The sequence below is a fragment of the Candidatus Binataceae bacterium genome (genome assembly GCA_036495685.1).
Classification (GTDB): Bacteria; Desulfobacterota; Binatia; order Binatales; family Binataceae; genus JAFAHS01.
On record DASXMJ010000123.1, the window covers coordinates 1 to 22006 of the forward strand.

At 61.8% G+C, this 22006-nt stretch carries 18 protein-coding genes; 9 read left to right on the forward strand and 9 right to left on the reverse strand.

The window, feature by feature from the left end:
• A partial coding sequence (locus VGI36_12255; GenBank protein HEY2485917.1) for a hypothetical protein occupies window positions 1-423 on the forward strand: 423 nt, incomplete at its 5' end.
• A 134-nt stretch (window positions 424-557) separates the two neighbouring features.
• Here VGI36_12255 and VGI36_12260 read toward each other — a convergent pair.
• Window positions 558-1217 carry a sulfotransferase gene (locus VGI36_12260; GenBank protein HEY2485918.1) on the reverse strand — a complete coding sequence of 220 codons (660 nt, stop codon included), beginning with the start codon at window positions 1215-1217 and terminating at the stop codon, window positions 558-560.
• Between the two features lie 339 nt (window positions 1218-1556).
• Here VGI36_12260 and VGI36_12265 point away from each other — a divergent pair, with 339 nt between their 5' ends.
• Window positions 1557-3320 carry an NAD(P)/FAD-dependent oxidoreductase gene (locus tag VGI36_12265; GenBank protein HEY2485919.1) on the forward strand — a complete coding sequence of 588 codons (1764 nt, stop codon included), beginning with the start codon at window positions 1557-1559 and terminating at the stop codon, window positions 3318-3320.
• 205 nt (window positions 3321-3525) lie between these two features.
• Window positions 3526-4296 (forward strand): class I SAM-dependent methyltransferase, encoded by a 771-nt coding sequence (locus VGI36_12270; protein HEY2485920.1) that lies wholly within the window; start codon window positions 3526-3528, stop codon window positions 4294-4296.
• Between the two features lie 45 nt (window positions 4297-4341).
• On the opposite strand, the gene VGI36_12275 is transcribed toward VGI36_12270, so the two are convergent.
• From VGI36_12275 to xth, 7 genes are all read right to left on the reverse strand, one after another.
• The gene (locus tag VGI36_12275) at window positions 4342-6768 is read right to left on the reverse strand and encodes an NAD(P)-binding domain-containing protein (protein ID HEY2485921.1); all 2427 of its coding nucleotides are present in this window, start codon (window positions 6766-6768) and stop codon (window positions 4342-4344) included.
• Complete coding sequence (locus VGI36_12280; protein HEY2485922.1) at window positions 6765-7685, reverse strand: hypothetical protein; 921 nt, start codon at window positions 7683-7685, stop codon at window positions 6765-6767. The genes VGI36_12275 and VGI36_12280 overlap by 4 nt, the downstream gene beginning before the upstream one ends.
• Before the next feature lie 112 nt (window positions 7686-7797).
• Window positions 7798-9429: a cyclic nucleotide-binding domain-containing protein gene (locus VGI36_12285; GenBank protein ID HEY2485923.1), complete on the reverse strand. Its 1632-nt coding sequence runs from the start codon at window positions 9427-9429 to the stop codon at window positions 7798-7800.
• A gap of 174 nt (window positions 9430-9603) precedes the next feature.
• Window positions 9604-11217: a cyclic nucleotide-binding domain-containing protein gene (locus VGI36_12290; GenBank protein HEY2485924.1), complete on the reverse strand. Its 1614-nt coding sequence runs from the start codon at window positions 11215-11217 to the stop codon at window positions 9604-9606.
• Window positions 11218-11346: 129 nt separating this feature from the next.
• The gene (locus tag VGI36_12295; protein HEY2485925.1) at window positions 11347-12408 is read right to left on the reverse strand and encodes an LLM class flavin-dependent oxidoreductase; all 1062 of its coding nucleotides are present in this window, start codon (window positions 12406-12408) and stop codon (window positions 11347-11349) included.
• Between the two features lie 70 nt (window positions 12409-12478).
• Entirely contained in the window at window positions 12479-13735 is a 1257-nt protein-coding gene (locus VGI36_12300) for an amidohydrolase (protein ID HEY2485926.1), read from the reverse strand.
• 105 nt (window positions 13736-13840) lie between these two features.
• Window positions 13841-14617 carry an exodeoxyribonuclease III gene (gene xth / locus VGI36_12305; GenBank protein ID HEY2485927.1) on the reverse strand — a complete coding sequence of 259 codons (777 nt, stop codon included), beginning with the start codon at window positions 14615-14617 and terminating at the stop codon, window positions 13841-13843.
• Between the two features lie 68 nt (window positions 14618-14685).
• Between xth and VGI36_12310 the strand changes: the two genes are divergently transcribed.
• From VGI36_12310 to VGI36_12335, 6 genes are all read left to right on the forward strand, one after another.
• Window positions 14686-15357, forward strand: a complete 672-nt coding sequence (locus tag VGI36_12310; GenBank protein ID HEY2485928.1) for an EthD family reductase — start codon at window positions 14686-14688, stop codon at window positions 15355-15357.
• Window positions 15358-15436: 79 nt separating this feature from the next.
• Window positions 15437-15922: a (2Fe-2S)-binding protein gene (locus VGI36_12315; protein HEY2485929.1), complete on the forward strand. Its 486-nt coding sequence runs from the start codon at window positions 15437-15439 to the stop codon at window positions 15920-15922.
• Window positions 15919-18033, forward strand: coding sequence for a molybdopterin cofactor-binding domain-containing protein (locus VGI36_12320; GenBank protein HEY2485930.1), 2115 nt, complete (start codon window positions 15919-15921; stop codon window positions 18031-18033). Before VGI36_12315 ends, VGI36_12320 begins: the two co-directional genes overlap by 4 nt.
• On the forward strand, window positions 18030-19031 hold the full coding sequence (locus VGI36_12325; protein HEY2485931.1) for an amidohydrolase family protein: 1002 nt from the start codon (window positions 18030-18032) through the stop codon (window positions 19029-19031). The genes VGI36_12320 and VGI36_12325 overlap by 4 nt, the downstream gene beginning before the upstream one ends.
• 184 nt (window positions 19032-19215) lie before the next feature.
• The gene (locus tag VGI36_12330; protein ID HEY2485932.1) at window positions 19216-19992 is read left to right on the forward strand and encodes a GMC family oxidoreductase N-terminal domain-containing protein; all 777 of its coding nucleotides are present in this window, start codon (window positions 19216-19218) and stop codon (window positions 19990-19992) included.
• Window positions 19989-20927 (forward strand): GMC oxidoreductase, encoded by a 939-nt coding sequence (locus VGI36_12335; protein ID HEY2485933.1) that lies wholly within the window; start codon window positions 19989-19991, stop codon window positions 20925-20927. Before VGI36_12330 ends, VGI36_12335 begins: the two co-directional genes overlap by 4 nt.
• A 186-nt stretch (window positions 20928-21113) precedes the next feature.
• Here VGI36_12335 and VGI36_12340 read toward each other — a convergent pair whose 3' ends face one another.
• Window positions 21114-21434, reverse strand: a complete 321-nt coding sequence (locus VGI36_12340) for a helix-turn-helix transcriptional regulator (GenBank protein HEY2485934.1) — start codon at window positions 21432-21434, stop codon at window positions 21114-21116.
• Window positions 21435-22006: the final 572 nt, after the last annotated feature.

Here is a 22006-nt window from a genome sequence, read left to right on the forward strand (position 1 = left end):
CTCGGGGCTCGATTGCTGTCGGTTTTCGCGGCCTATGAGAGCGCTCCACTCGCGAAAAAGCTCGGGATCAAAACCGGCAGCATCGTCGCCGTCCGCGGTGCGCCACCGGGACTGAAGGCCAAGCTCGGCGAGTTGCCGTCCGGCGCCAAACTGATAGCTCAGAGTAAAGCTCCGCGCGATCTGACGATGTGGTTTGTGCATTCCCACGCCGTTCTGGTCGGTGAGATGTCGGCGATGCAGCAACACGCCAGCTCGGGCGGGCTCTGGATCTTGTGGAACAAGAACGCATCCTCTGAGGGGGATATCCGACTGACGCAGCTGACCGTTCGAAGAGCCGGCCTCGACGCAGGCCTGGTCGACTTCAAGATAACCCGCATCGACGACGATTGGGCGGGTCTACGGTTCACGGTCCGCAAACGTTGATGCTTGAGATCCTGACTCTCCGCCGTTGACATTGTGCAGTGGTTTCCGTTCGGTGCCAGTTCCGCGCGGCGTTGGTTAACGACGCGCCTTTCGGTAGGCGCTCCCATGAGCTTAGCGAGTCCGGGTTTTTCGTCTCAGGATTGCGAGGCTCGCCGCATTACTTCGCGCATCCGTAAAATCATCGCCTGGGTGGAGGCGGTGTCGTTAACTCGCGGATAGGGTTCGTCCGGAACTGACACTTCCAGGAAGCGGCATAAGGGCTCCCACCCTTGTCGCGCTTCGAACACCAGCAGACGCTTCGAATCGATCGTGTCGCGAACTTCCTGGTTGTGCCGGTTGAACACCGCAATCGCGTGCGCTTTGTCCTCGAAACGGTTGTCAAAGGTGTCGTCGAGGATCGCCTTGCGCACCATCTGGTTCTGCTGGCGGACCAACTCGGGTGCGTCATCCGAAAGCGGCCAGGTCATTGGCTGATAGATGGTGTCGCGCATGCTTTGATACCAGGACTCCGGGTCGCGCAGCGAGAGCAGCACCTTCGCATCCGGAAAATGATCCGCGAGTTCCCGCCACCATCGAGTGGAGGGCCAATCGACCGTTGCGGAGAAGTCGCGAAACAGCAGGTCCCAGTCGACCGGTTTGCCGAACGCCGCACTATGCCACAGCGCCACATGATCCGGCCGCGGAAATACTTCCAACATGTGATAACAGGGGCCGTAGCCGATCTTTTCCAGCGCGTTCTTGAGCGACAACGTGCCAGTCCTGCCAAATCCCGCCCCAACCACTTTCAACGCCATCCGAGCGAGTCCTCCGCCGAAGTTCGAGTTCGTTTACAACACTTGGGCATCGATGTCGATGGAATGCCTCCTGACGAGGCGGCGGTCGCTCTCAGCAGGTTTTGCCGTAGACCACCTCCCCCCCAGTAGACCACCTGCCCCTTTGAAAGTGATCGCGCAGGCGTTCCTGCCCGTGACCGGAGAACGCGATTCCTGTGCGCACCATTTGCGGAGGTTTGGAACGCCGAGGTCCCGCGTTGCTACGCCAAACACCCTGGTCCGGGGCGCTCTAAACTTCATCAATAGAGCTTGCTATCTGGCTACGGGATCGAAGAAAATTCGATCGAGGAGCTGACCAAAATGGCAGATACCCACGACAACCCGGCGATCGGCATGATGAGTGGTCTTACCAAGCCCAAACGGCCGCAGGAATACTACGAGGAAATCAAGAAGAAGTTCGGCGAAGAGCGAGACCTCCGGCTGAACTACCGACCGGAGGGGACTGCGCAATACACCTCTGAGCTGACCGGACCACTGGCCAGGTACGAGGTGGATCCGTTCGGCAGCGAGGTTACGCCCCGCGAGCCGATCAACGATACCGTCGAAGTCCTATTCATCGGGGGTGGGTTTTCCGCCCTGTTGACTTCCGCCCGCCTGCGCGAACGCGGAGTCGAGAGCATTCGCATCGTCGAGCGCGGCGCCGACGTGGGCGGGACCTGGTATTGGAACCGCTATCCCGGCGTGGCATGCGATGTGGTCGCATACGACTACCTGCCGCTGCTCGATGAAACCGGTTACGTGCCCACCCGCCACTACGCGCGGGGCGATGAGATTTTCTCGTACTGCCAGGCCATCGCAAAAAGGTACAACCTCTACGAACTCGCGGTCTTTCAGACCACGGTCACCTCCACGGCGTGGGACGAAGCCGAACAGATGTGGCATGTCACCACCGACCGCGGCGACCACATGAAGGCGCGGTTCGTAATCTGCGCCAATGGCACTCTGTCCAAGCCCAAGCTCTCCAAGATCAAGGGAATGGAGACTTTCAAAGGGTATTCCTTCCACACCTCGCGCTGGGACTACGAGTACACCGGGCCGGATCTCTCACGCCTGTCCGACAAGGTCGTGGGGATCATCGGCACGGGAGCGACCGCCGTGCAGGCCATTCCGGAGCTCGGCGCGAACGCCAAGGAACTGTATGTGTTCCAGCGGACCCCTTCTTCGATCGATATCCGCGACGATTGGGAAACTGATCCGGAATGGGCAAAAAGGTTGAAGCCCGGGTGGCAGACGAAACGGCGCGCTAAGGCGCGCATGGAACCCGAGCTCACTCCCGAGCAGAAAGCCCGCTATGAGGCGATGTCGCGTGAAGAGAAAGTCCGCCGGCAGGAGAATGCCAACATCGATGCGATGATGCGGATCCACAAGCGCATCGAGGAGACGGTCAAGGACAAAGCGACGGCCGAAGCGCTCAAGCCGTGGTACATGTTGATGTGCAAGCGGCCCTGCTTCCATGACGACTACCTGCCGACCTTCAATTTGCCCAACGTCCATTTGATCGACACGCAGGGGAAAGGAATTACCGAAATAAACGAGAAGGGTCCGATATTCGAGGGTAAGCAGTACGAACTTGACGTGCTCATCTACGCGACCGGTTTCGAGGTGCAGAAAACCGGCATCTACAACCGGATTGTGGGGGAGGGCGGACGCGACCTGAACGACAAATATGCCAGTGGCATCCGCACCATGCTGGGTATCCACACGCAAGGCTACCCCAATCTGTTCATCATGGGTGGCTACCAGGCGTCTTTTCAGTTCAACCTGACCGACATGCTGCAGGCGCAAGGCGATCACATCGCGGTGTGCATCGACTACGCGCGCCGCAGCGGCCATCAGGCGATCGACGTCACCCCCGAGTCTGAGGAACAGTGGGTGCAGGAGGTCATCGCGCATCGTGGCAAGACCACTCGCAACCAGGATTGCACTCCCGGGTACTACAACTTTGAGGGCGAGTTTCAGCGTCGTCAGGACGGCAACTACAACGGCGGATTCAACGCGTACTGCAAACACCTCGACGCGGTGGGTGCAAACATGGAGAAGCACTTCGTCTTCACCAAGAAGTAAGCGGTGCGGCCTCAGAGCGCGAGTTGGGTCGCGATAAGTTCGCACCTCGATCGAGGTTGTCGATTCTCTGGATGGCTCGGTCGGCTGAGTCATCCTTGTGCAAGGCTATGGCGCGTTGGCATCGCGAATCGTCGGCAAGTTGCGAGTAGCCCGCCGCTTGGCGGGTCGACGTAAGCTGCGCGTCTATCGTAGTGCGGGGTCTAGGATGGGTCGGGCGCCCGGCATCACCCTGCGCCAGATGAACTCGTTTGCCGGCAAGCACCTGCTCGCGCTGGTACGCGGGGGCGACTATGCGCACGCGGGTGAGGAAGAAGCGATCGAGCTGGCGTTCAGCGCGGTCCCTAAACATCCCCGGCAATCAATTCTTGATGTCGGATGCGGCCGCGGTGGAACCATCGCTTTCTTGCGGCGCAACGGATGGGGTCAAATCGCCGCGGGAATCGATCGGGACGGCGATTCCATAGAATACGCGCGAGCCAACTACCCGGGCATCCAATTCGAGGCGTGCGATGTCCTGGAGGTTTCCCGCGCGCTCGCCCGCCGCTTCGACGTCATCTATATGCTGAACGCGTTCTATGCCTTCGACGCGCAGTGCGAGGCGCTCGCGGCACTGAGACAAGTTGCCCAAGTGGGCGCGCGTCTGGTTATCTTCGACTACTCTGATCGCGGTGGACTGGCGCGGGATCCGCTGGTGGTAAATGCCGGGACGATCGTTCCGCATCCGATCGAGACGTCGCGAATCCCGGACGACCTCGCCGCCGCCGGATGGAAACTCGATTCCGCCGAGGAGGTGAACGAACAATACCGGCGCTGGTATGGGGACCTGCTTTCGCGAATCGAGCGCAAGGGCGCCGAAATCGTCGCGCTCGGGGGGGAAGATGCCTTCGCCTATATGATCGCGGTATATGGCGGAATGCTCCGCAAGATCGAGGGCGGCCTGTTGGGCGGGGTGCTGCTTAATGCGTTCGCGGTATGACAAGAGCCACGGAGAAGTTCCCAACTCGTTCCACGCGGATCTTCCCTAGTGCCCCTTCCGCATCATTCGTATCCCGAAGGACTTCATAAGCCGGGTCGGCAGTTCCGCGCCCAGCATCGCGAAGATGACGTCGTTTTCCAGTTCCCTGGGCTCTGAGAGAACGACGGTGCCCGGCCCTCCGGTGAGGTTGGCAGCAGATTGCGCCACGCGGGGTCCAAGAACCACCTTCCGCTCCTTGATTTCCAGCAACTGGCTCATCGGGTAGGCAGTTATCAGACCTTGCTGCTGTAGTGCGCTGATTTTCTCCGCATTCTCCGGGGTGACGGGCGGTCCGAGAGTAGCATCGCGGTAGGAATAACTTACCACGTTGCGCAGTTCCGGATTCGCCAGCGCCTGCGTTACCTCCGCTCCCGCGTTGCCGCCGCCCACTACCAGGATACGCCGGTCGTGGTATTCCTCGGGTTCGATGAGATTGTAGAAGACCCGCTCGGGCGCTTCGCCAGGCAGGTTAAGCTTGCGAGGCGCTCCGCGCACCCCGATGGCGAGAATCACGTACCGCGTCTTGAAGTTCTTGCCCGATGACGTCGAGATTTCAAAAAAGTCTTCGGCGCGGTTGATTTCCGTGACCTCCTCGCGTTCCTGGATGGCGACCTGAATGGTCACCAGCATCTCCTGCCACTTCTTGACCAGTCCCTCCTTGGAATTATCGCCTTCCATCATGAAGGTGCCGTATTCATTGATGTCGATCGGCGTGGATTGCACAAATTTGCCGCGCGGATAATTTCGGATCGTGCTCGCGGCAGTGGTCTTTTCGAGCGCGATGTAGTTGAGGCCCTGGCTCTTTGCGGTAGTCGTCGCGCCGATTCCCGCTGGCCCGCATCCCACGATCGCCACGTCGTAGACCTCGGGTTGCGGGGCCGGCTTAAGTCCCTTGAGCGCGCTGGCGACAAATTCGACCGCCTGCCTCCCGGAACGCATCGCCAGGTTGATCGATGCGGTACCCGCCGTCTCGCCCACGACGTATAGCCCGGTGACGTTGCTCTGATAGCTGTCGTCGAGCGCGGGTACCTCCGCGATTCGCTGCGGAGCGACGCTTCCGCGTACACGCTTGGCGACCGCGACCGCCGGCAGATAGCGCGCGTAGGCAAAGGCGCCGACCGCCAGCAGCGCCATTGCGGCAAGGCCGATCGTCCACGGGCGCCACCGCGTGGGTTGGATCTGAATCTGCGGTCTACCTTGCGGAGGAAAGGACAACCGGACGCCATAGCCTGCCAGTAGCAGCCCCTGGGCCGGATGGGGACGCACCAGGGGCGCGGGATGCGGAAAGTCTTTCACCTTCTCCGCGCCCTTGTAATTGAGATGGAAGGCATGACACTCGGCGCAGCCGGTGACCTTTCTTTCTGCGGAGGGTGGGAGCACCGCCGCCATCGCGACGCTGCCCTGGAAAATGCGGCGGCCCGACGCGGAGGCCTGCTCCAATCCGGCCTTGCCAGCCTGGTGCGCGTGACAGCCGAAACAATTCGCAACTCGTTTGCTGTGGAAGTCGCCGGGCTTGGCCGAACTCTCCATGTCGGTATGGCAGACGATGCAGTTGGACTGGAGGTGGCCCACGGAATGCCCGAACACCGCCCGGACGAACTGAAAGCGATCGGCCGCGACATAGTCGATTAGGAGGGGTTGCGGCGTATCCGAGGAACGCTGGGCCGCGTACTGCGGAGCGATCGAGCTCAGCGCCAGCTCCGGATCGCGCCAGCTCGCATGGCAGTTGCTAATCGCGCACCCGGCCATCGCGATCGAAAGGCGCTCGGGCGCGTTCGGCCGCCACGGCTGCGCCACGTGACAGGTGTGGCACTGCAGGTGCTTTCCGGAGGAGTCGAGCACCGCGCTCAGCGCGGCGACCTCGGTTGCGGCCTGCTTCTTTCGTTCCGCAGAGCGCAGCCTCTGCACCTCGGCCTGCGCCTTTTGCAGGTGATCGATGGTGTCCGCAAGGTGCTGTTGATGGGAGAACGCCTTGTCGAAGAGCTGGATTGGGGCACCCATCAGCAGCATCGGCTTCTTGCCGTGCGCACTCACGTCCTCGATCGAGTCGTGCTGGTGGCACCACGCGCAGTTGTTGCCAGACACCATTGCGAAATTGACCACGGCGCCGATGTGATCGGTGTGACAAGACAGGCAGGCGAGGTTGTCGTGGAAATTGACGATCGACTTGCCCGCAACTACTCCTGAGCTGGGGTCGCTGACCTTGGTATCGGAATGCGGATTGCTCGGCATTTGCCCGTGACAATCGACGCACCCGGTACTTGCGACCTGGACCCCGCGCCACGGCTCATGACACGTTGCGCAATCCGCGCTGAAGGTCTGATGGCCGCGCAGCAAGGTGCCCGGCGAATAGCTGCTGTGCAGCGCAAGCGCGATCCCGACAATCAGCAGCGCCGAACAGCCAACTACGACCAGAAAGCCACGCCGCGTCATAGCCCGTAGAAGTACAGCACCCCGACGACATGAAAGATCAGCAGCCCGAAAGTGCACACCGCAAGCACGATATGAACGGTGAGCCACTCGGTGCTGAAATTCAGGTTGAAGGCGTTGTGCTCGAGATTCAGTTTGCGCGCCGTGAGGTCGACCAGCTCCTTCCACGCCGCGGCGTCATCACCGAACTGCGCAGGCGCCTGCTGCCACTGCGCACACATTTCGGATCCCAGGTCGCGTCGCTTTAGCGTCGCTCCCAGAAGGCGCCATCGCGATGCGATCCGATCCGCCTCCAAAATCGGCTTGAGATTCTTCAGGTACGCTTGCACGAGCGCTTCCGAATGACCCAGCACTTTTTCTTCCGCTTCGACGTAGGTGGCGTCGACACGCGAAGCGACATCCTGTAGGCGTACTTCGCGTTCGGGCATCGTCTCGATCACGGGCGGCAGATACTCCTGAATTGCCACGCCCAACACGCCGCTCAAGAGCAACAGCGCGACCGTCAACGCCAGCAGCGTTTCCACCGGGCTCATCAGGCCACTGCTCATGTGCCACCACAGCGGCAACACAACCAGGATTCCCAGCGTGATGTGCACCGCCCGCCAACTTTCCAGGCGATCCACCACGATCATGCGTTGCTGCCAGCTCGCCGGCAGAATGCGTCCCGTGATGCGCAGCACCCGCAGCGAAAACCAGAGCGAGCGCTTGCGCACGCTGTACCACCCCAGGCTTACAAAACCGACCAGCGATATTGTTCCGCTCCAGTATTCGGAAACCTTGAGCCCGCGTGCCTCGGCAGCTGAATGGGCGATGAGCACAACCAGCGCGCACAGCACCATCCACAAGGCCGCGTTGAGCGGAAGGGCGCGCGCCCGCCGTGAGACGGTGATCGTCGAGCGCCGTGCGGTGGCCCCGCTCACTTGGCTGCCCAGTGCCCGGGGTTGGAGCGGGCGCTTTCACCAAGCTGCGCGCCTGCGGGCAAGCTTACAGAGGGGTATGCAGCGGAGGGCGACCAGCGTGACATCAACGATCCTAGTCGTTTCCTCCGGTTGCTTTGCGCACCGGAGCTGGACCGTGCTTGACCGCGCCGGTCTGCTCGAACAGCGTCGCCGAGGTGATCCGCATCGCGGCGCCGGTCGGACAATTGTGGACGCACCCCATGAACGGCAGACCGTCACACAGGTCGCATTTGATGGGAAACGCGATCGGAACGTGCGGATGAGCCGCCGGGGCCGGTGCTTCGGCGGCCTCGCGGGCCGCGTCATTGTGCTGGCGCACTTCGGTGAATTCGTTGGTGGCCAGGCGCGCGGGGTCGCCTTTCTCGTGGCCGGCAAAAATCCGGTTCCACAGCCGCGGGGCCGCGGCGTGTGAAGCAACCGGATAGGGACGAAAAAAGTTTGCCCCCACCACCGCGGCCTTCTTGGCCTGGGCGCGGTCGAATTTGCCGGTCTCGATCATGGCGATGTTGTCGTAGGGACAGGCGATCTCGCAGTTACCGCATCCGATGCACATGTCGTACTGGAAATAGATCTCGCCTTCCGGCCGACGCTTGATGGCGCCGGTCGGGCAGCTGTTCATGCATTTCGGATCGTCGCAGTGGCGGCAGGCGGCTGGCACCAGGTATTTGCCGACCGCCACACCATTGCGAATGAGGCGGCTTTCGCCGTGCAGGGATTCGCAGGCCTGCACGCAGGCGTCGCATTTGATGCACAGGTCCAGGTCCATCACCAGCAACGCATCGGCCTGCACGTAGCCGAGCTGCCCGCTCCGTTCGAGCAGTTCGGAAATCTCCGGCGTGATCAGATCCTCTTCCTGGTGGCGTTGCTCGATTACCGAGCGCACGTGCGCCTCCACCCCCGGGTAGCGTTTGCACAGCTCCAGGAAATCGGCAGCGCGGATCTTGACTACCTCGCATTTGCCGGCGGTGAGCACACTGGCGTAGCGTTTCCCGCCACCAAGCAGCGCCATCTCGCCGAAAAATTCGCCAACCCGCCGATAAGCGAGAATGCGATGCGATCCGTCCGCGCGCTGAAACACCACCTGCACGAATCCATCGCGCACGATGTAGAACCCGTCGGGATCCTCCCCCTGTCGAACCAGCGCAATTCCGCGCAGGTCGTAGCGTTGGATTTCACAGCGGTCGATCAGCCGATCGATAAACTCCTTGGGAACGCCCTTGAACAACTCGAGTTCCTGCGCCAGCACCCGAACCGCACGGTCGTGGTAGCGATCCGTGACGATCTGCCGTGCTTCGGTGTTGCTGATCAGGAACTTGAGGCAGTGACGCGGAAGGTAAAACAACTCTGCGCCCTCCTCGGCCGCCACTACATCGGTGGTGCGCGCCAAACCGCCTAGCGCGCCGAGTTCGCCAAAAAAAGCCCCCGCGGGAATTGATGCCGCCTTTACCCGGCTGCCGTCAGCGGCCACATCGTAGAGGTCGACCTTGCCGCGCAGGATGAAGCAAAGATCCAGCTCGTATTCGCCTTTCTTGCAGATAAGCTGGCCGCCGGCGAAACGGCGGACGCACATACCGGCCTCGTGCTGATATGTGTTGAGAAACGAGGTCCGCTGTTGTTCAGTGAAGGTCGCAAAGACTTGGAAGCGCGAGAGCTCCTGCCAGAGCTCCTGCGGTGGGGTTGTGACGACGGCGCCGGTCACTTCCACGATGGTTTCGCTTAACCCGTCGACCGCGCAGTGTCAATCGAGAGCACATGTACGAGCCAACGGCAGCACGCCGGGGCTGGCGTACAAGCAGCGCGGCTGGTGTGGAAATCCTCGGGCCGTTCGCTCGCGAGCTCCAAGCGGTGCTCCGACTCTGGTCGGCGGTGGCAGGCGGCCTCAGCCAGCTTTACGGAGCGGGGCCGAGCCCCCTCTGATCGCCTTTGTTTGTCCGAACAGGGTCGCCGAAGAAACGCGCATCGCCGCGCCGGTTGGGCAATTGTGCACACATCCCATGAAGGGCAATCCGTCACACAGGTCGCACTTGATCGGAAAGGCAACCGCAACATGAGGCCCAGCCGCGAGCTGAGCTTGCGTCTCGGCTTTGACCGTATCGTTGCGATCGCGTATTTGCACAAACTCCCCACCCGCGAGGCGCTCGCGTTGACCCCTGGCATGGCCGGAAGAAATCCGCTCCCAGAGACCCGGCGCAGCGGAGTGAGAAGCAACCGGGTAAGGCCGATAAAAGGGCCGGCCAACCGCCGCGGCCTTTTTTGCCTGCGCGCGATCGAATTTGCCGGTCTCGATCATCGCGATGCTGTCGTAGGGGCAAGCGATCGCGCAGTTGCCGCACCCGATGCACATGTCGTACTGGAAATAAATTTCCCCTTCCGGTCGGCGTTCCACGGCACCCGTTGGGCAGCTGTTCATGCATCTGGGGTCTTCGCAATGGCGGCACACGACCGGCACCAGGTACTTGCCGATCGTGACCCCGCTGCGGACCAGCCGGCTTTCACCGTGCAAAGATTCGCAGGCCTTCACGCAGTTGTCGCACTTGACACACAGGTCCAGGTCCATCACCAGCAGCGCGGCGGCCTGCACGTAACCCAATTGGCCGCTCTTCTCCAGGAGGTCGGAAATTTCCGGGGTGATGAGCTTTTCCTGCCGCTGGCGCCGCTCGATCACGCCGCGCACGTGCTTTTCGACCTCGGGGTAACGTTGGCACAACTCCATGAACGTGGTGCCGTTGAGCTTGACCAGTTCACATCTGCCGGCGGTGAGCACATTGGCGGACCGCGCTCCGCCCCCAAGCAACGCCATCTCGCCGAAGAATTCTCCAGCGCGAAGGTACTCCAGAATGCGATGGGAGCCGTCCGGGCCATCGACCACTATCTGAACGGCTCCGTCGCTCACGATGTACAGCGCGTCCGCTTCCTCCCCCTGTTGAATCAGCGGAATCCCGCGCGTCTCGTAGCGCACGATTTCGCACCACCCGACCAGGTGTTCGATAAACTCCTGCGCAACACCCTTGAACAGCTCGAGTCCCTGGGCGAGCACCCGGATCGCGCGTTCCTGGTAGCGTTCGGTCACCATCCGCCGCGCGACCGGGTTGCCCATCAGAAAGGTGAGGCAATGGCGTGGAATGTAGAGCAATCTGGTATCGTCGGCCGCGGCCACTACGTCGGTTGTGCGTGGCTGGCCACGGATTGCGCCCAGCTCGCCAAAAAAGTCGCCCTCGGAAAGCGACGCGACTTTAAAGGCGCTTCCGTCAGCCGTACGGTCGTAGAGGTCGACGGTTCCGCGCAGGATGAAACAGAGGTCAAGCTGATATTCACCTTTGCGGCAGGCGAATTCCCCGCTCGCAAAACGGTGCACGCACATGAGCGCTTCGCGTTCGAAAGCCCAGATGAACGAGAGGCGTTCTTTTTCGGTAAAATTCGCGAACAGCTCAAAGCCCGCGAGCTGCTGCCACAGCTCCGGCGCCTCGATCGTGATGATGGCACCCGATTTCACAGAGTCTCTCCCGTAACCTGCGCAAGGTAGTGCTCAACCGGAGACTAGTTGGCAACACCTACCCACAAGCACGCCGACGGTCCGACTGGTTCCAGGCACCGCTGTGAACTGGCAGGGGAGAGACCATGTCTATGCTGCGGCATTCCGCAACCGTGGAAGGACCTCCCGGTTGAAAAGTTGATCATGCAGCGTCAGATGGAAACAATCTACCCCGAGTTCGTGGAATTCCAGCATCCTGCTCAGGATAGTCTTGGGACTGCCGATGAGGCGGCTGGCGAACCCTTCGTTGGTGTCGAGCTGGGTTAGCCGATCGTCCGGCGAAGTCCACATTCCACGAGCGCCTCCCGTCCTGGCATTCCTGCGCGCGATCATCTCCTTATCCACCTTGTCGAGCATGGCGGCCAGATCCCGCTCGGCCTCGGCATCGGTTTCGCGGCATAACGGAATACAGTAGAGCGCGAATCTCACCCGGCGTCCCGCCTGCGCCGCGCGGTCCCGTACCTCGCCGATGATCGCACGAATCTTTTGCGGTGGTCCGCCATTGAGGAACATCCAATCGGAATGCGAGGACGCCATCTCGCATGCCACCGGAGACTGGCCGCCTTGCCACACTTCGAGTGCCGGGCTTATGGGACGCGGCTCCAGGCGCAGATTCGATATGCGGTAGAAGCGGCCCGCATAGTCCAGCGCCTCCTGCGACCAGGCCCCGCGGAGCACCTCGATAAATTCACGTGACCGCGCGTAGCGTTCGTCATGCTCAAGCAAGTCGGCGCCGTACATGCCGAATTCGGCTTCATGCCATCCGGTCGTGACGTTGATGGCCCAGCGCCCTCCCGACAACCGGTCGAGCGACGCTCCCCATTTAGCGATGGGCGCGGGCAGAAAAAACCCCGGATGAACCGCGGTGATCAGGCGAATGCGTTTGGTGAGCGCCGCATAGTATGCGGTCATCGCCAGGCAATCGTAGGAAGAGCCTTCGATTTCCGCACCGGTTCCCCACCAGCGCTGCGCGACCAAAAGGTAGTCGATTCCAAGCTCCTCGGCCCGCAACACGGGCTCAACCATCGACGCCCGCAGTCCGTCCCCATTTGCTTCGGGAATGAGCCGCATCGCCCCGCGCCGGCCCTGCCCCAGAAGCTGAGGCCCGCTGAGCACAGTCGGGGCCCAAGTGCAGGTCAGTATTTCACCCATGCTCGCGCCTTGCTTGCGTCATACCACGCAGCACCGATCTGAACGAACGCAGGAACCCCTCCCAGCCGTTTCACTTGGTGCGCAGCCAGCTCAGGGCGCCCGCAACGAGAGCATGCACCCCGGTTGAGAGGGTTGGCTCAATGACTGGGGCGAAGAGGGGCGAATGATTGCTCGGAACTTCCCCAAGTCGGTCTTCCTCGGCAGCTTTTCGTAGATATTCCGGATCGAGCCCGCCGAAATACCAGAACACCGAAGGTGCGCCGGCCGCAGCGGCGAATTCGCCGAAATCCTCGCTGGCGTTTACCAATCCAATCTCGCTCACGCGCTCCTCGCCAAAATGCCGGGTTAGTGCACCAACGGTTTTGCCGGTCGCCTCGGGATCGTTGGCGAGAATTGGAAAACTGTTGAGCGGACGAAACTCGGGTTCGCGAGGCGCGCCGGACGCCGCTGCTTCCGCCGCGGCCATACGCCGCACCGCGTCCAAAACCCGTTGGCGAACCGACGGCGAGAACGATCGGATGTTCAACTTGATCGATGCCTGATCGGGAATGATGTTCTCCTTGGTACCGGCGTGCAGGCTGCCGACCGTCACCACCACCTGGTCGTTGGGCGCAACCTCGCGAGCCACGATGGTTTGCAAGCGCATGACCAGCGACGCCGCCATGACAATCGGATCGATGCTCGACTGGGGACGCGATCCGTGGGAGCCGCGGCCGAAGAGCTTGATCTCGAAACTGTCAGCCGCCGACATGGTTACGCCCGAGCGCCAGGCTACTGACCCTGCGGCGGTCGGCGTGACATGTTGACCCAGCACCACGTCGGGCTTGCCGAAGCGAGTAAAGAGCCCATCTTCGATCATTCCCTTTGCACCGCAACCGATTTCCTCGGCCGGTTGAAAAACCATCATCAGGCGCCCCGCCCACCGATCGCGATTGCGCGCGAACAATATCGCGGCGCCGCACAAGCAGGTGACGTGCAGGTCATGTCCGCACGCGTGCATGATCGGCACGGGCTCCCCATCGCCATCGACGCCCGACGCGGCGCTCGCATAGGCGAGACCGGTCTGCTCGCGCACCGGCAGCGCGTCCATATCGGCGCGCAACATCACGGTGGGACCGATACCATTTTCAAGCACCCCGACCACTCCGGTCTTGCCGATTCCGGTGGTGACCAAATATCCTTCGCCGCGCAGGTGCGCCGCCGCCTTCGACGCCGTCCGGGTTTCCTGCAGCGAAAGCTCGGGGTTGCGGTGCAGGTCCTGGTAGAGGGCGGTCAACTCGGACCGCAGTCCATCAAGTCCGGCCACCATTTGGGTCAGCGCATCCATCCGGGTCTCCCTTCTTCATTGTTGGAAAAGATAACGTCTGCGGGGGCTGTGGCAATGCGAAGCATGAGGCGAAATTTGGCGTGGTCGCCTAACCGCATCTGCAAATCAACTGTCTGAGATAACCACCCAGGTCGGAGCATGGTCACTCGCCTTCTCCCAACCGCGGATTTCGCGGTCGACGCCCGCACTGACCAGGCGCTGGGCGGCCGCCGGGCTGAGCAGCAGGTGATCGATCCGCAGTCCCGCATCGCGCCCAAAGTGATTGCGGAAGTAATCCCAGAACGTATAGACCCGCTGGTCGGGGTGTAACTTGCGCAACGCATCGGTCCAACCCTGTGCGAGGAGCCGCGCAAAAGCCGCGCGCGTTTCCGGGCGGAACAGCGCATCATCGACCCAGCTTTCCGGTTTGTAGACATCAATCTCACTGGGAATGACGTTGTAGTCGCCCGCCAGGACCACGGGCCGGTTGGTGGCGAGCAGCGCTTGCGCGTGCGTGGTCAGGCGCTCGAGCCAGCGAAGTTTGTAGTCGAACTTGTTGCCTGGCGCGGGATTCCCGTTAGGGAGATAGAGGCAGCCGATCAGCACGTCATCGACCAACGCTTCGATATAGCGGCTGTGGAGGTCGTCGGGATCGCCGGGCAGCGCCCGCCGATGCTCGATCGGATCGGCGCCGCGCGCGAGAATCGCGACCCCGTTAAAACTTTTTTGACCATGCCAGACTACGCCATAACCCGCGTCGCGCACCGGCGCTTCAGGAAACTTGTCCTGCGGCGCTTTCAGTTCCTGAAGGCACACCACGTCCGGCTTGGATTCGCCCAGCCAGCGCAGCAGGGCCGGAAGTCGAGCACCGATACCGTTGACATTGAAGGTTGCGATCTTCATAGACTCAGGGTCTGCAGCGCTCCTCTTACCTATCGCACGTCCGTGGTGGCGAGAGCGAGGAGGTACACATGATTCACTTACACTATTTCATTACGCGAAAGCCCGCTCTCGGTGAGGAGGAGTTTCATCGCTACTGGCGCGAGACGCACGCGCCGATAGTGAAGCGGATTGCGCAGCTCAAAGGTTATCTGCAGACCCATCGCATCCCCTTCGCGAGCGACAACTCGACCTACGATGGCGAGGCCGAGGTGTGGCTGGACGACCTCGAGGCGCTCGCCAGTCTGCGCGAAGCCCCTGAATTCTTAAACGGCGCGGCGCGGGACGAGCCCAACTTCATCGACCACAAGCGGTCAGATTTCCTGGTCGCGCGCGATCACGTGATCATCGACGGACCGCGCAAACCCGGCCTGGTCAAGGCCGTGTGGCGGATGAGGCGCAAGCCCGGCGTGTCGCTCGGCGAGTTTCGGCGCCATTGGATCGAGATCCACGGCGTCATCGCGGCGAAGATTCCCGGCGTCCGCCGGTACGTGCAATCTCATGTTATCGACCAAGCCTACTCATACGCGGAGCCGCGCTGGGACGGTGTTGCTCAGCTGTGGTGGGACAGTCCGGCTGCTTTGAGCGACGCACTGAAGACCCCGCAATTCAAGGAAGACATGCGGGATGGCGAGGAGTTCATCGACGGCGGCTCAATCTCGTTCTTTCTCGCGCAGGAGTACGTGGTGATTACGCCGGTTTAAGGTAAGCGGGGGCGTCTTCTTTAGGTAATTGTTGTCTGCTGGGCTCTTGGCGCAAAAAGTCTCTCTCTGTTCTGGCAGCATGAGCAACCAATTCAACCTTCTGGTCAATGGACTACAACATCAGATCATCGTCGATTGGGACGCCACTCCCCTGCTCTACGTCCTTCGCGACGACCTGAAACTCAAGGGCGCGCGATTCGGATGCGGCAGCGGCCAGTGCGGAGCCTGCACGGTACTGGTCGATGGCCGCGCAGAACGTTCCTGCGAATTGCCGGTGTGGTCGGTGGAGGGAAAACCCATCCTCACCATCGAAGGCCTCGGCACCGCCGAGCGGATGCATCCGCTGCAGCAGGCGTTTGTCGACTACCAGGCGGGGCAGTGTGGCTATTGCCTGTCCGGAATCATCATGCGGGCGGCAGAGTTGATCGAACAGGACCACGAGCCGTCGCGTAAGAAAATTATTGACGCGCTCGATGGGAATCTTTGCCGTTGCGGGTCGCACACGCGCATCGTCAACGCGATCGAGAACGCCTGGAAGAAGATCTCGCTGGGAGCAGGCAAGTGAGCGAAGTGCAGCTTCCCTGGAGCCTTCGCCAGAACCCGCGTCTTGGCCAGTGGATTGACTTTAGTGAGCCGGGCATTGCCCGCGTATTCACCGCCAAGGTCGAGCTCGGACAGGGCATTCTGACCGCGCTTGCGCAGATCGCGGCCGAGGAACTGCGGCTGCCGATGGCGAAAATCAAGGTCGTTTCTGGCGACACCCGCTACTCGCCGGACGAGAGCTATACCGCAGGGAGCATGTCGATCGAGATTGGCGGAAGCTCCCTACGCATGGCGTGCGCCGAGGCTCGCGAAGCGCTCCTTCGCCAGGCGGCCCGTGCGCTCGAGGTCGACGCCGGCAGGCTTAGCCTGAGCGGAGGCGCCATCTTGCTCGACGGCAAGCCTTCCGGTTTCGATTACTGGGCCCTCGCAGCAGGAGTCGACTGGGAACTTCCGGTGGTGGGTAGCGCTTCACTTACCGATCCTGCTGATGCCAGCTACCTCGGTCAGAATGTCGCCCGGCTTGATCTCCCGGCCAAGCTGCTCGGGGGGGCGTTTGTTCAGGACCTCGAGCTGCCGCGGATGCTGCACGGCCGCGTGCTGCGCCCCGTTTCTCTAGATTCGCATCTGGCCCAAGTCGACCTGTCCGTCGTGAAACGTCTGCCCGGGATCGTGAAGGTCTGGCGCAATCGCGACTTTGTCGGGGTCTGCTGCGAGCGCGAATACCAGGCGGTCAAAGCGCTCGAAGCGCTCCGCGCCAACGCCCGCTGGATCGAAGATGAGGGGCTCCCTGCTGGCGAGGATTGGAAAGAGTGGCTGCTCAAGCAGCCGTCACTCGATTCGCAGAACGAAATCGGAGAGCCGGTCATCGCGCAGCCCGACCTGGTCCGTTGCTCGGCGTGGTACTCCAAACCGCCCCTGGCCCATGCATCGATTGGTCCATCGTGCGCGGTCGCACGCTTTACCGGCGGCGAGCTCACGGTCTGGACCCAATCGCAGGGCGTCTTTCCGCTACGCGCTGCCCTGGCCCGCGCGCTTGGACTCGGCCTCCAACGAGTGATCGTGATCCACGTTCAAGGTGCCGGCTGCTACGGGCACAATGGTGCCGATGACGTGGCACTAGATGCTGCGCTGCTCGCGTTGCAAGTCCCGTCACGGCCGGTGAGGGTTCAATGGATGCGCGACGACGAGTTTGGCTGGGCACCGGTTGGCTCGCCGATGGCCATCCGCATCAAGGGAGCGGTTAGCGCGGCGGGAAAGATGGTCGACTGGTCGACCGAGATTTGGAGCGGGCCGCATGGACGGCGCCCCAACCTCTTCGGGATAGAGTTGCTGGCGGCCACGCAGATTGACCCACCGATTCCTTTTCCGAGTGTGCACGAGGATCTGAAGCGTTTTGCGGGCGGTGCGCGAAACAGCGAACCTTCCTACGATCTGGCGCATCGCAAAATCGTCCTTCACAGCCTCCCGGACCTGCCGTTTCGCACCTCCGCCCTCCGCACCCTGGGCGGCTACGCCAATGTTTTCGCGGCCGAGTCATTCGTGGACGAACTCGCCGAGGTCGCGAAAATCGACCCGGTTCAGTTCCGCTTGCAAAACCTGTCCGACCCACGCGCTCGAATCGTAGTCGAGACGGCCGCGCGTATGTCGCGCTGGGATAAGGACGCCGCGCGCGGAGGCGGTCGCGCGGCGGGCATCGCTTTCTGCCGCTACAAGACGACGGCGGCCTATGTTGGTGTGGTTGCGCAGGTCGAGGTGAGCGAGCAGGTACGGGTGACCAGGGTCGATTGCGCGGTCGATGCGGGCCTGGCGATCAACCCGGACGGAGTTATCAACCAGATTGAAGGCGGAATCGTGCAGGCAATCAGCTGGACCCTGAAAGAGCGGATTGCTTTCGGACCCGCCGGTACCACCGCGCGGACCTGGGAGGACTACCCAATCCTTGGTTTCGACGAAGTGCCCGAAATTCACATCGAGCTGATTCGCCAGCCGAAGCTCCCCCCGCTCGGGGTTGGCGAAGCGGCCCACGGTCCGGTCGGCGCGGCGATCGCTAACGCCGTCGCGCGTGCGCTGGACTGTAGGATCCGCGATCTGCCGATCACCCGCGAGCGGACTATCGCCGTTCTGAATCGATGAAGTCGCTGGCCATCGACATCCACGCGCACGCCCTTATCGAGGAGGTGGAGAAGCTCGTACGCGGACAGGCCGGATGGCGCCGCGAGGTCCAAATGGCGGCGCGGGTTACCGGCGCTGCCTCGCTGGAACGCAATCGGCAACTGATGGCCAACGATTGGCAGCCCGCCCTCACCAGCGTCGAAAAGCGGATCGCCGCGATGGACCGGATGACAGTCGACATCCAGACCGTGAGCGTGGTGCCCTCCCAATATCACTACTGGGCCGATCGCGATCTCGCGGAGAGGATCGTAGCGACGGCCAATCAAGAGATCGCCAAGATTTGTGCGCAGCGTCCTGACCGTCTGGTGGGACTCGGGATTGTCGCACTGCAGCACCCCGATCTGGCGGTGGCGCAGTTGCAAGGCGCGGTGGGGGAGTTGGGTTTGAAGGGCGTGATGGTTTCGACCGCGGTGAACGGTGCCGAGCTTGCCGACCCGCGCAATCTCCCGTTTTGGAGCAAGGCGGAGGAGCTGGGCGCGTTGGTATTCATCCATCCGATGGGGTGCTCGCTGGGCGAGAGGCTCACCCCTTTCTATTTCTCCAACTTGATTGGCAATCCCGCCGAAACCACGGTTGCGCTGGCGCACCTGGTTTTTTCCGGGGTTTTCGATCGCTGTCCGCGGCTTAAGGTCTGTGCGGCCCACGGCGGCGGATACTTTCCTTTCTATAGTGCGCGGTTCGATCACGGATGGCGGGTCCGGCCCGAAGCGCACTCCTGCCGGCTCGCACCGAGCGAGTATCTGAAGCGCATCTGGTTCGATTCTCTGGTCTACACGCCCGAGCAGCTCGGCTTCTTAATCAAGCAGGCAGGCCCAAGCCAGATCGTCCTGGGAACTGACTTCCCCTTCGATATGGGCATGGACGACCCGGTCGCGCGGCTCGATCTGATAACGGCGCTCAGCGGCGCCGACCGCGCTGCCATCTGCGGGCGCAACGCAGCGAAGTTGTTGGGAATCTAGCCGCCCGCCGGGCGCGCGCGCGTGGCATTGATACAGGAATCATTGCTTGGTGCGGCCTCGCCTCGCGCAGAAGACGCGCCTGACGGCGAATTTTGCTATTGCTACGGAAATATTTAACCATGCGGGCCGCGAGTCTAAGGGCTCGCGACCTCGGAGCGAGGCGATTTGGCCGGCAAAGCAAGCTATGGCTGGCAACTACGATGCGATCGTAATTGGAACCGGGTTCGGAGGATCGGTGGCTGCCTGCAGGCTCGCGCAAGCCGGCTTGCGGATCTCGGTACTCGAACGAGGGCGCCGTTACGACATCCATGAATTCCCTCGCGACTGGAACAACCCACTCAATGGATGGCTCTGGGAAACCGGGCAGGGCCTGTTCGACGTAAAATCCCTTCAACAAATGACGGTGGTGCAGTCCGCCGGACTCGGTGGCGGGTCGCTAATCTACGCCAATGTTCATCTGCGAGCGCCTGAGGCCGTCTTCGCCCAGGGATGGCCCGCGGGGTATAGGCGGGCCGCGCTCGATCCTTACTACGATCTGGTCGCCTACATGCTCGACATTAACCCGATCACCAAATCGAGCCGGGGCCTGCCGACCAAAACTCGGTTCATGCGAGAAGTCGCGGACCAACTTCATCGCCTTGACCAATTCTGCTACCCGAATATCGCGGTCGACTTTGGGCCGGAAACTCCTCATCTGAATAAATTCGAGGCCGAGCAACGCGGCTGTCACTACTGCGGCGAATGCGATATCGGATGCAACTTTCACGCGAAGAACACGCTGGACTTCAACTACCTGAAGGTTGCTCGTGACTTCGGAGCCGACATCAGCACGCAATGCGAGGCAACCCGGATCGAACCCGCCGTCGCAGGCGGCTACAAGGTGACCTATCTGGAGCACGCCGCGGGTGGCCGGTTCGCGAGCTCGAAGCTCGTTACGTATTCCTGTGCGCGGGAGCCGTGAACTCGACCGAGCTGCTGCGCAAATGCCGCGAGGAATTTGCCACCCTCCCCGCCCTGAGCGCGCGGCTTGGACAAGGATACTCGGGCAACGGTGACCTGCTCGCCTTTGCGTTTAACACCAAGCAGGCCTTCAAACCGTCTGAGGGCCCGACCATCACTACCGGGATCGTGTACGACCGCATCGAAGGCGGCGCGGCCAACTGGTTCATTTTTGAAGAGGGCGGTCATCCCAAAGAGATCGGCTCTCTGCTCCAACTGATCAATCCCGCCGGCCATTTTCTCGACGACGTCGCACTCGTTGCGCGGTCGGAGGTTTTGAACGTCTTGCGACCCCGAGCGGCCGCAAGGGTGGGAAGCCCAAGTCCCCCCGACGCAGACCACGCCGCGGTATTTCTCGCAATGGGTCGGGACCTTGCCAACGGGGTAATCAAATTGCACCCCATCACCCGACGCCTCGATATCGAATGGGGCGTGCCTTCCAACCAGCCCTTGTACGACGCCGAGACGCGCCTGGCGACAGACATAGCCAATGTGATGGGCGGAAACGTCGCGATGAATCCGCTGTGGAGATTCCTGCATATTCCGGTGTCGGTGCATAACCTCGGCGGATGCGTGATGGCCGAAACAAGTGATACCGGGGTGACCGGCCCGAACGGCGAGGTGCACAACTATCCCGGCCTGTTCGTGCTCGATGGCGCCGCGCTGCCGGCGGCGACCGGGGTCAATCCCTCGCATACCATCGCGGCGGTCGCGGAACGGAATGTGGAACTGTTCATTCGGGGGCTGCCCGGAAAAGCCGGTTGGCATTCGCCGCAATTTGCGCTTAAAACTCCGGTGGTCGATCCGTTGTCATCGATCGTTGTTCCCGCGGGAGGAACCATTCCTACCCAAACGCAGTCGGTCGGAGTCCAGTTCACCCAGACCATGAAACGATAGGTGGCCAAGGGATGGTCGGCGCCCCGACGACTACGCGGGGCGCCGATGCCGCCGGAAGGGTGTCAGATGCGCGGATGGATTTTCTCCTGACCATCATGATGCCGGTCCTGCACGCGTTCCTGCCAGCGAGGAACACCCCGGCGTCGCGGTCGGCACGGATCCTGGACCCATTCCACCGAAGCGGTCCTAGCGCTTGCGCGGCTTGAGTTCCTTTCGGAACGCGCGGTACGCGGCCATCACCTGATCCTCGGAGGCCGAGCCCGGATGGATGTCCCCGGGTACGCGTCCGGCCGCGAAGTAAAGGAGGTCGGCCTCGATGTCGAGGTGGCGGGCGAACTGCTCGATCAGGTGGCCGCGTGGCGGTTTACGGAGATTGTGTTCCAGATCGTTTAGATAAGGTGCCGAGATGGGGCGCCCGTCCTCGACCTTGATGCGTGCCGCCAACTCGCGCTGGGTCAGCTTCGCCCGTTTGCGTCCTTCCGCGATGAGCTCGCCGAAAGTCTTCATGCTGCGCGCACCCGCCTCGTTCTATCGCGGAGAATGCACCCTAGCTACCATATCTGCAGGTACTTGTCAGCGCGTGGCTTGCGATCACAACCAAGGAGCGCCAGCTTTCTGACTCCAAATGGACAGAGAACTCGATCGCGCCACTGCACGGGGTTGCCTGCGACAAGTCGTAGTCGGCAGGCCGCCGCTTGAGAATTTAACCTCCGCGATGAATGGCCGCCTTCCGGGTGGATCGCGGAACCCGAGCCTCAGTGCTCTGGTGGCGGCTCTTTGATGGCATTCAGAGTGAGTATGGTGGCGACTTATCTTCCTATCCTGGTTCACTGTCCTTAAAAGAATCGCGGAACTCACAATGCCATCGTGTCGCACTCACATTGTCGGCCGAATGTGCCGAGCGCTTCGTTGCTCCAAGGGGGTAAGCCCGCGCGTCGGCTTTGCTGCTTGGCCGACGGAGTCCCGAGGTCGTCGGACCCTACAAGGGCGGTATCTGGGCCCTAAGCTATGGGAGCATTTGGATGGGTTTGATTACGTGAGGAATGCCGGAAACGCCGGAATTCGACCAGCCATGTTGT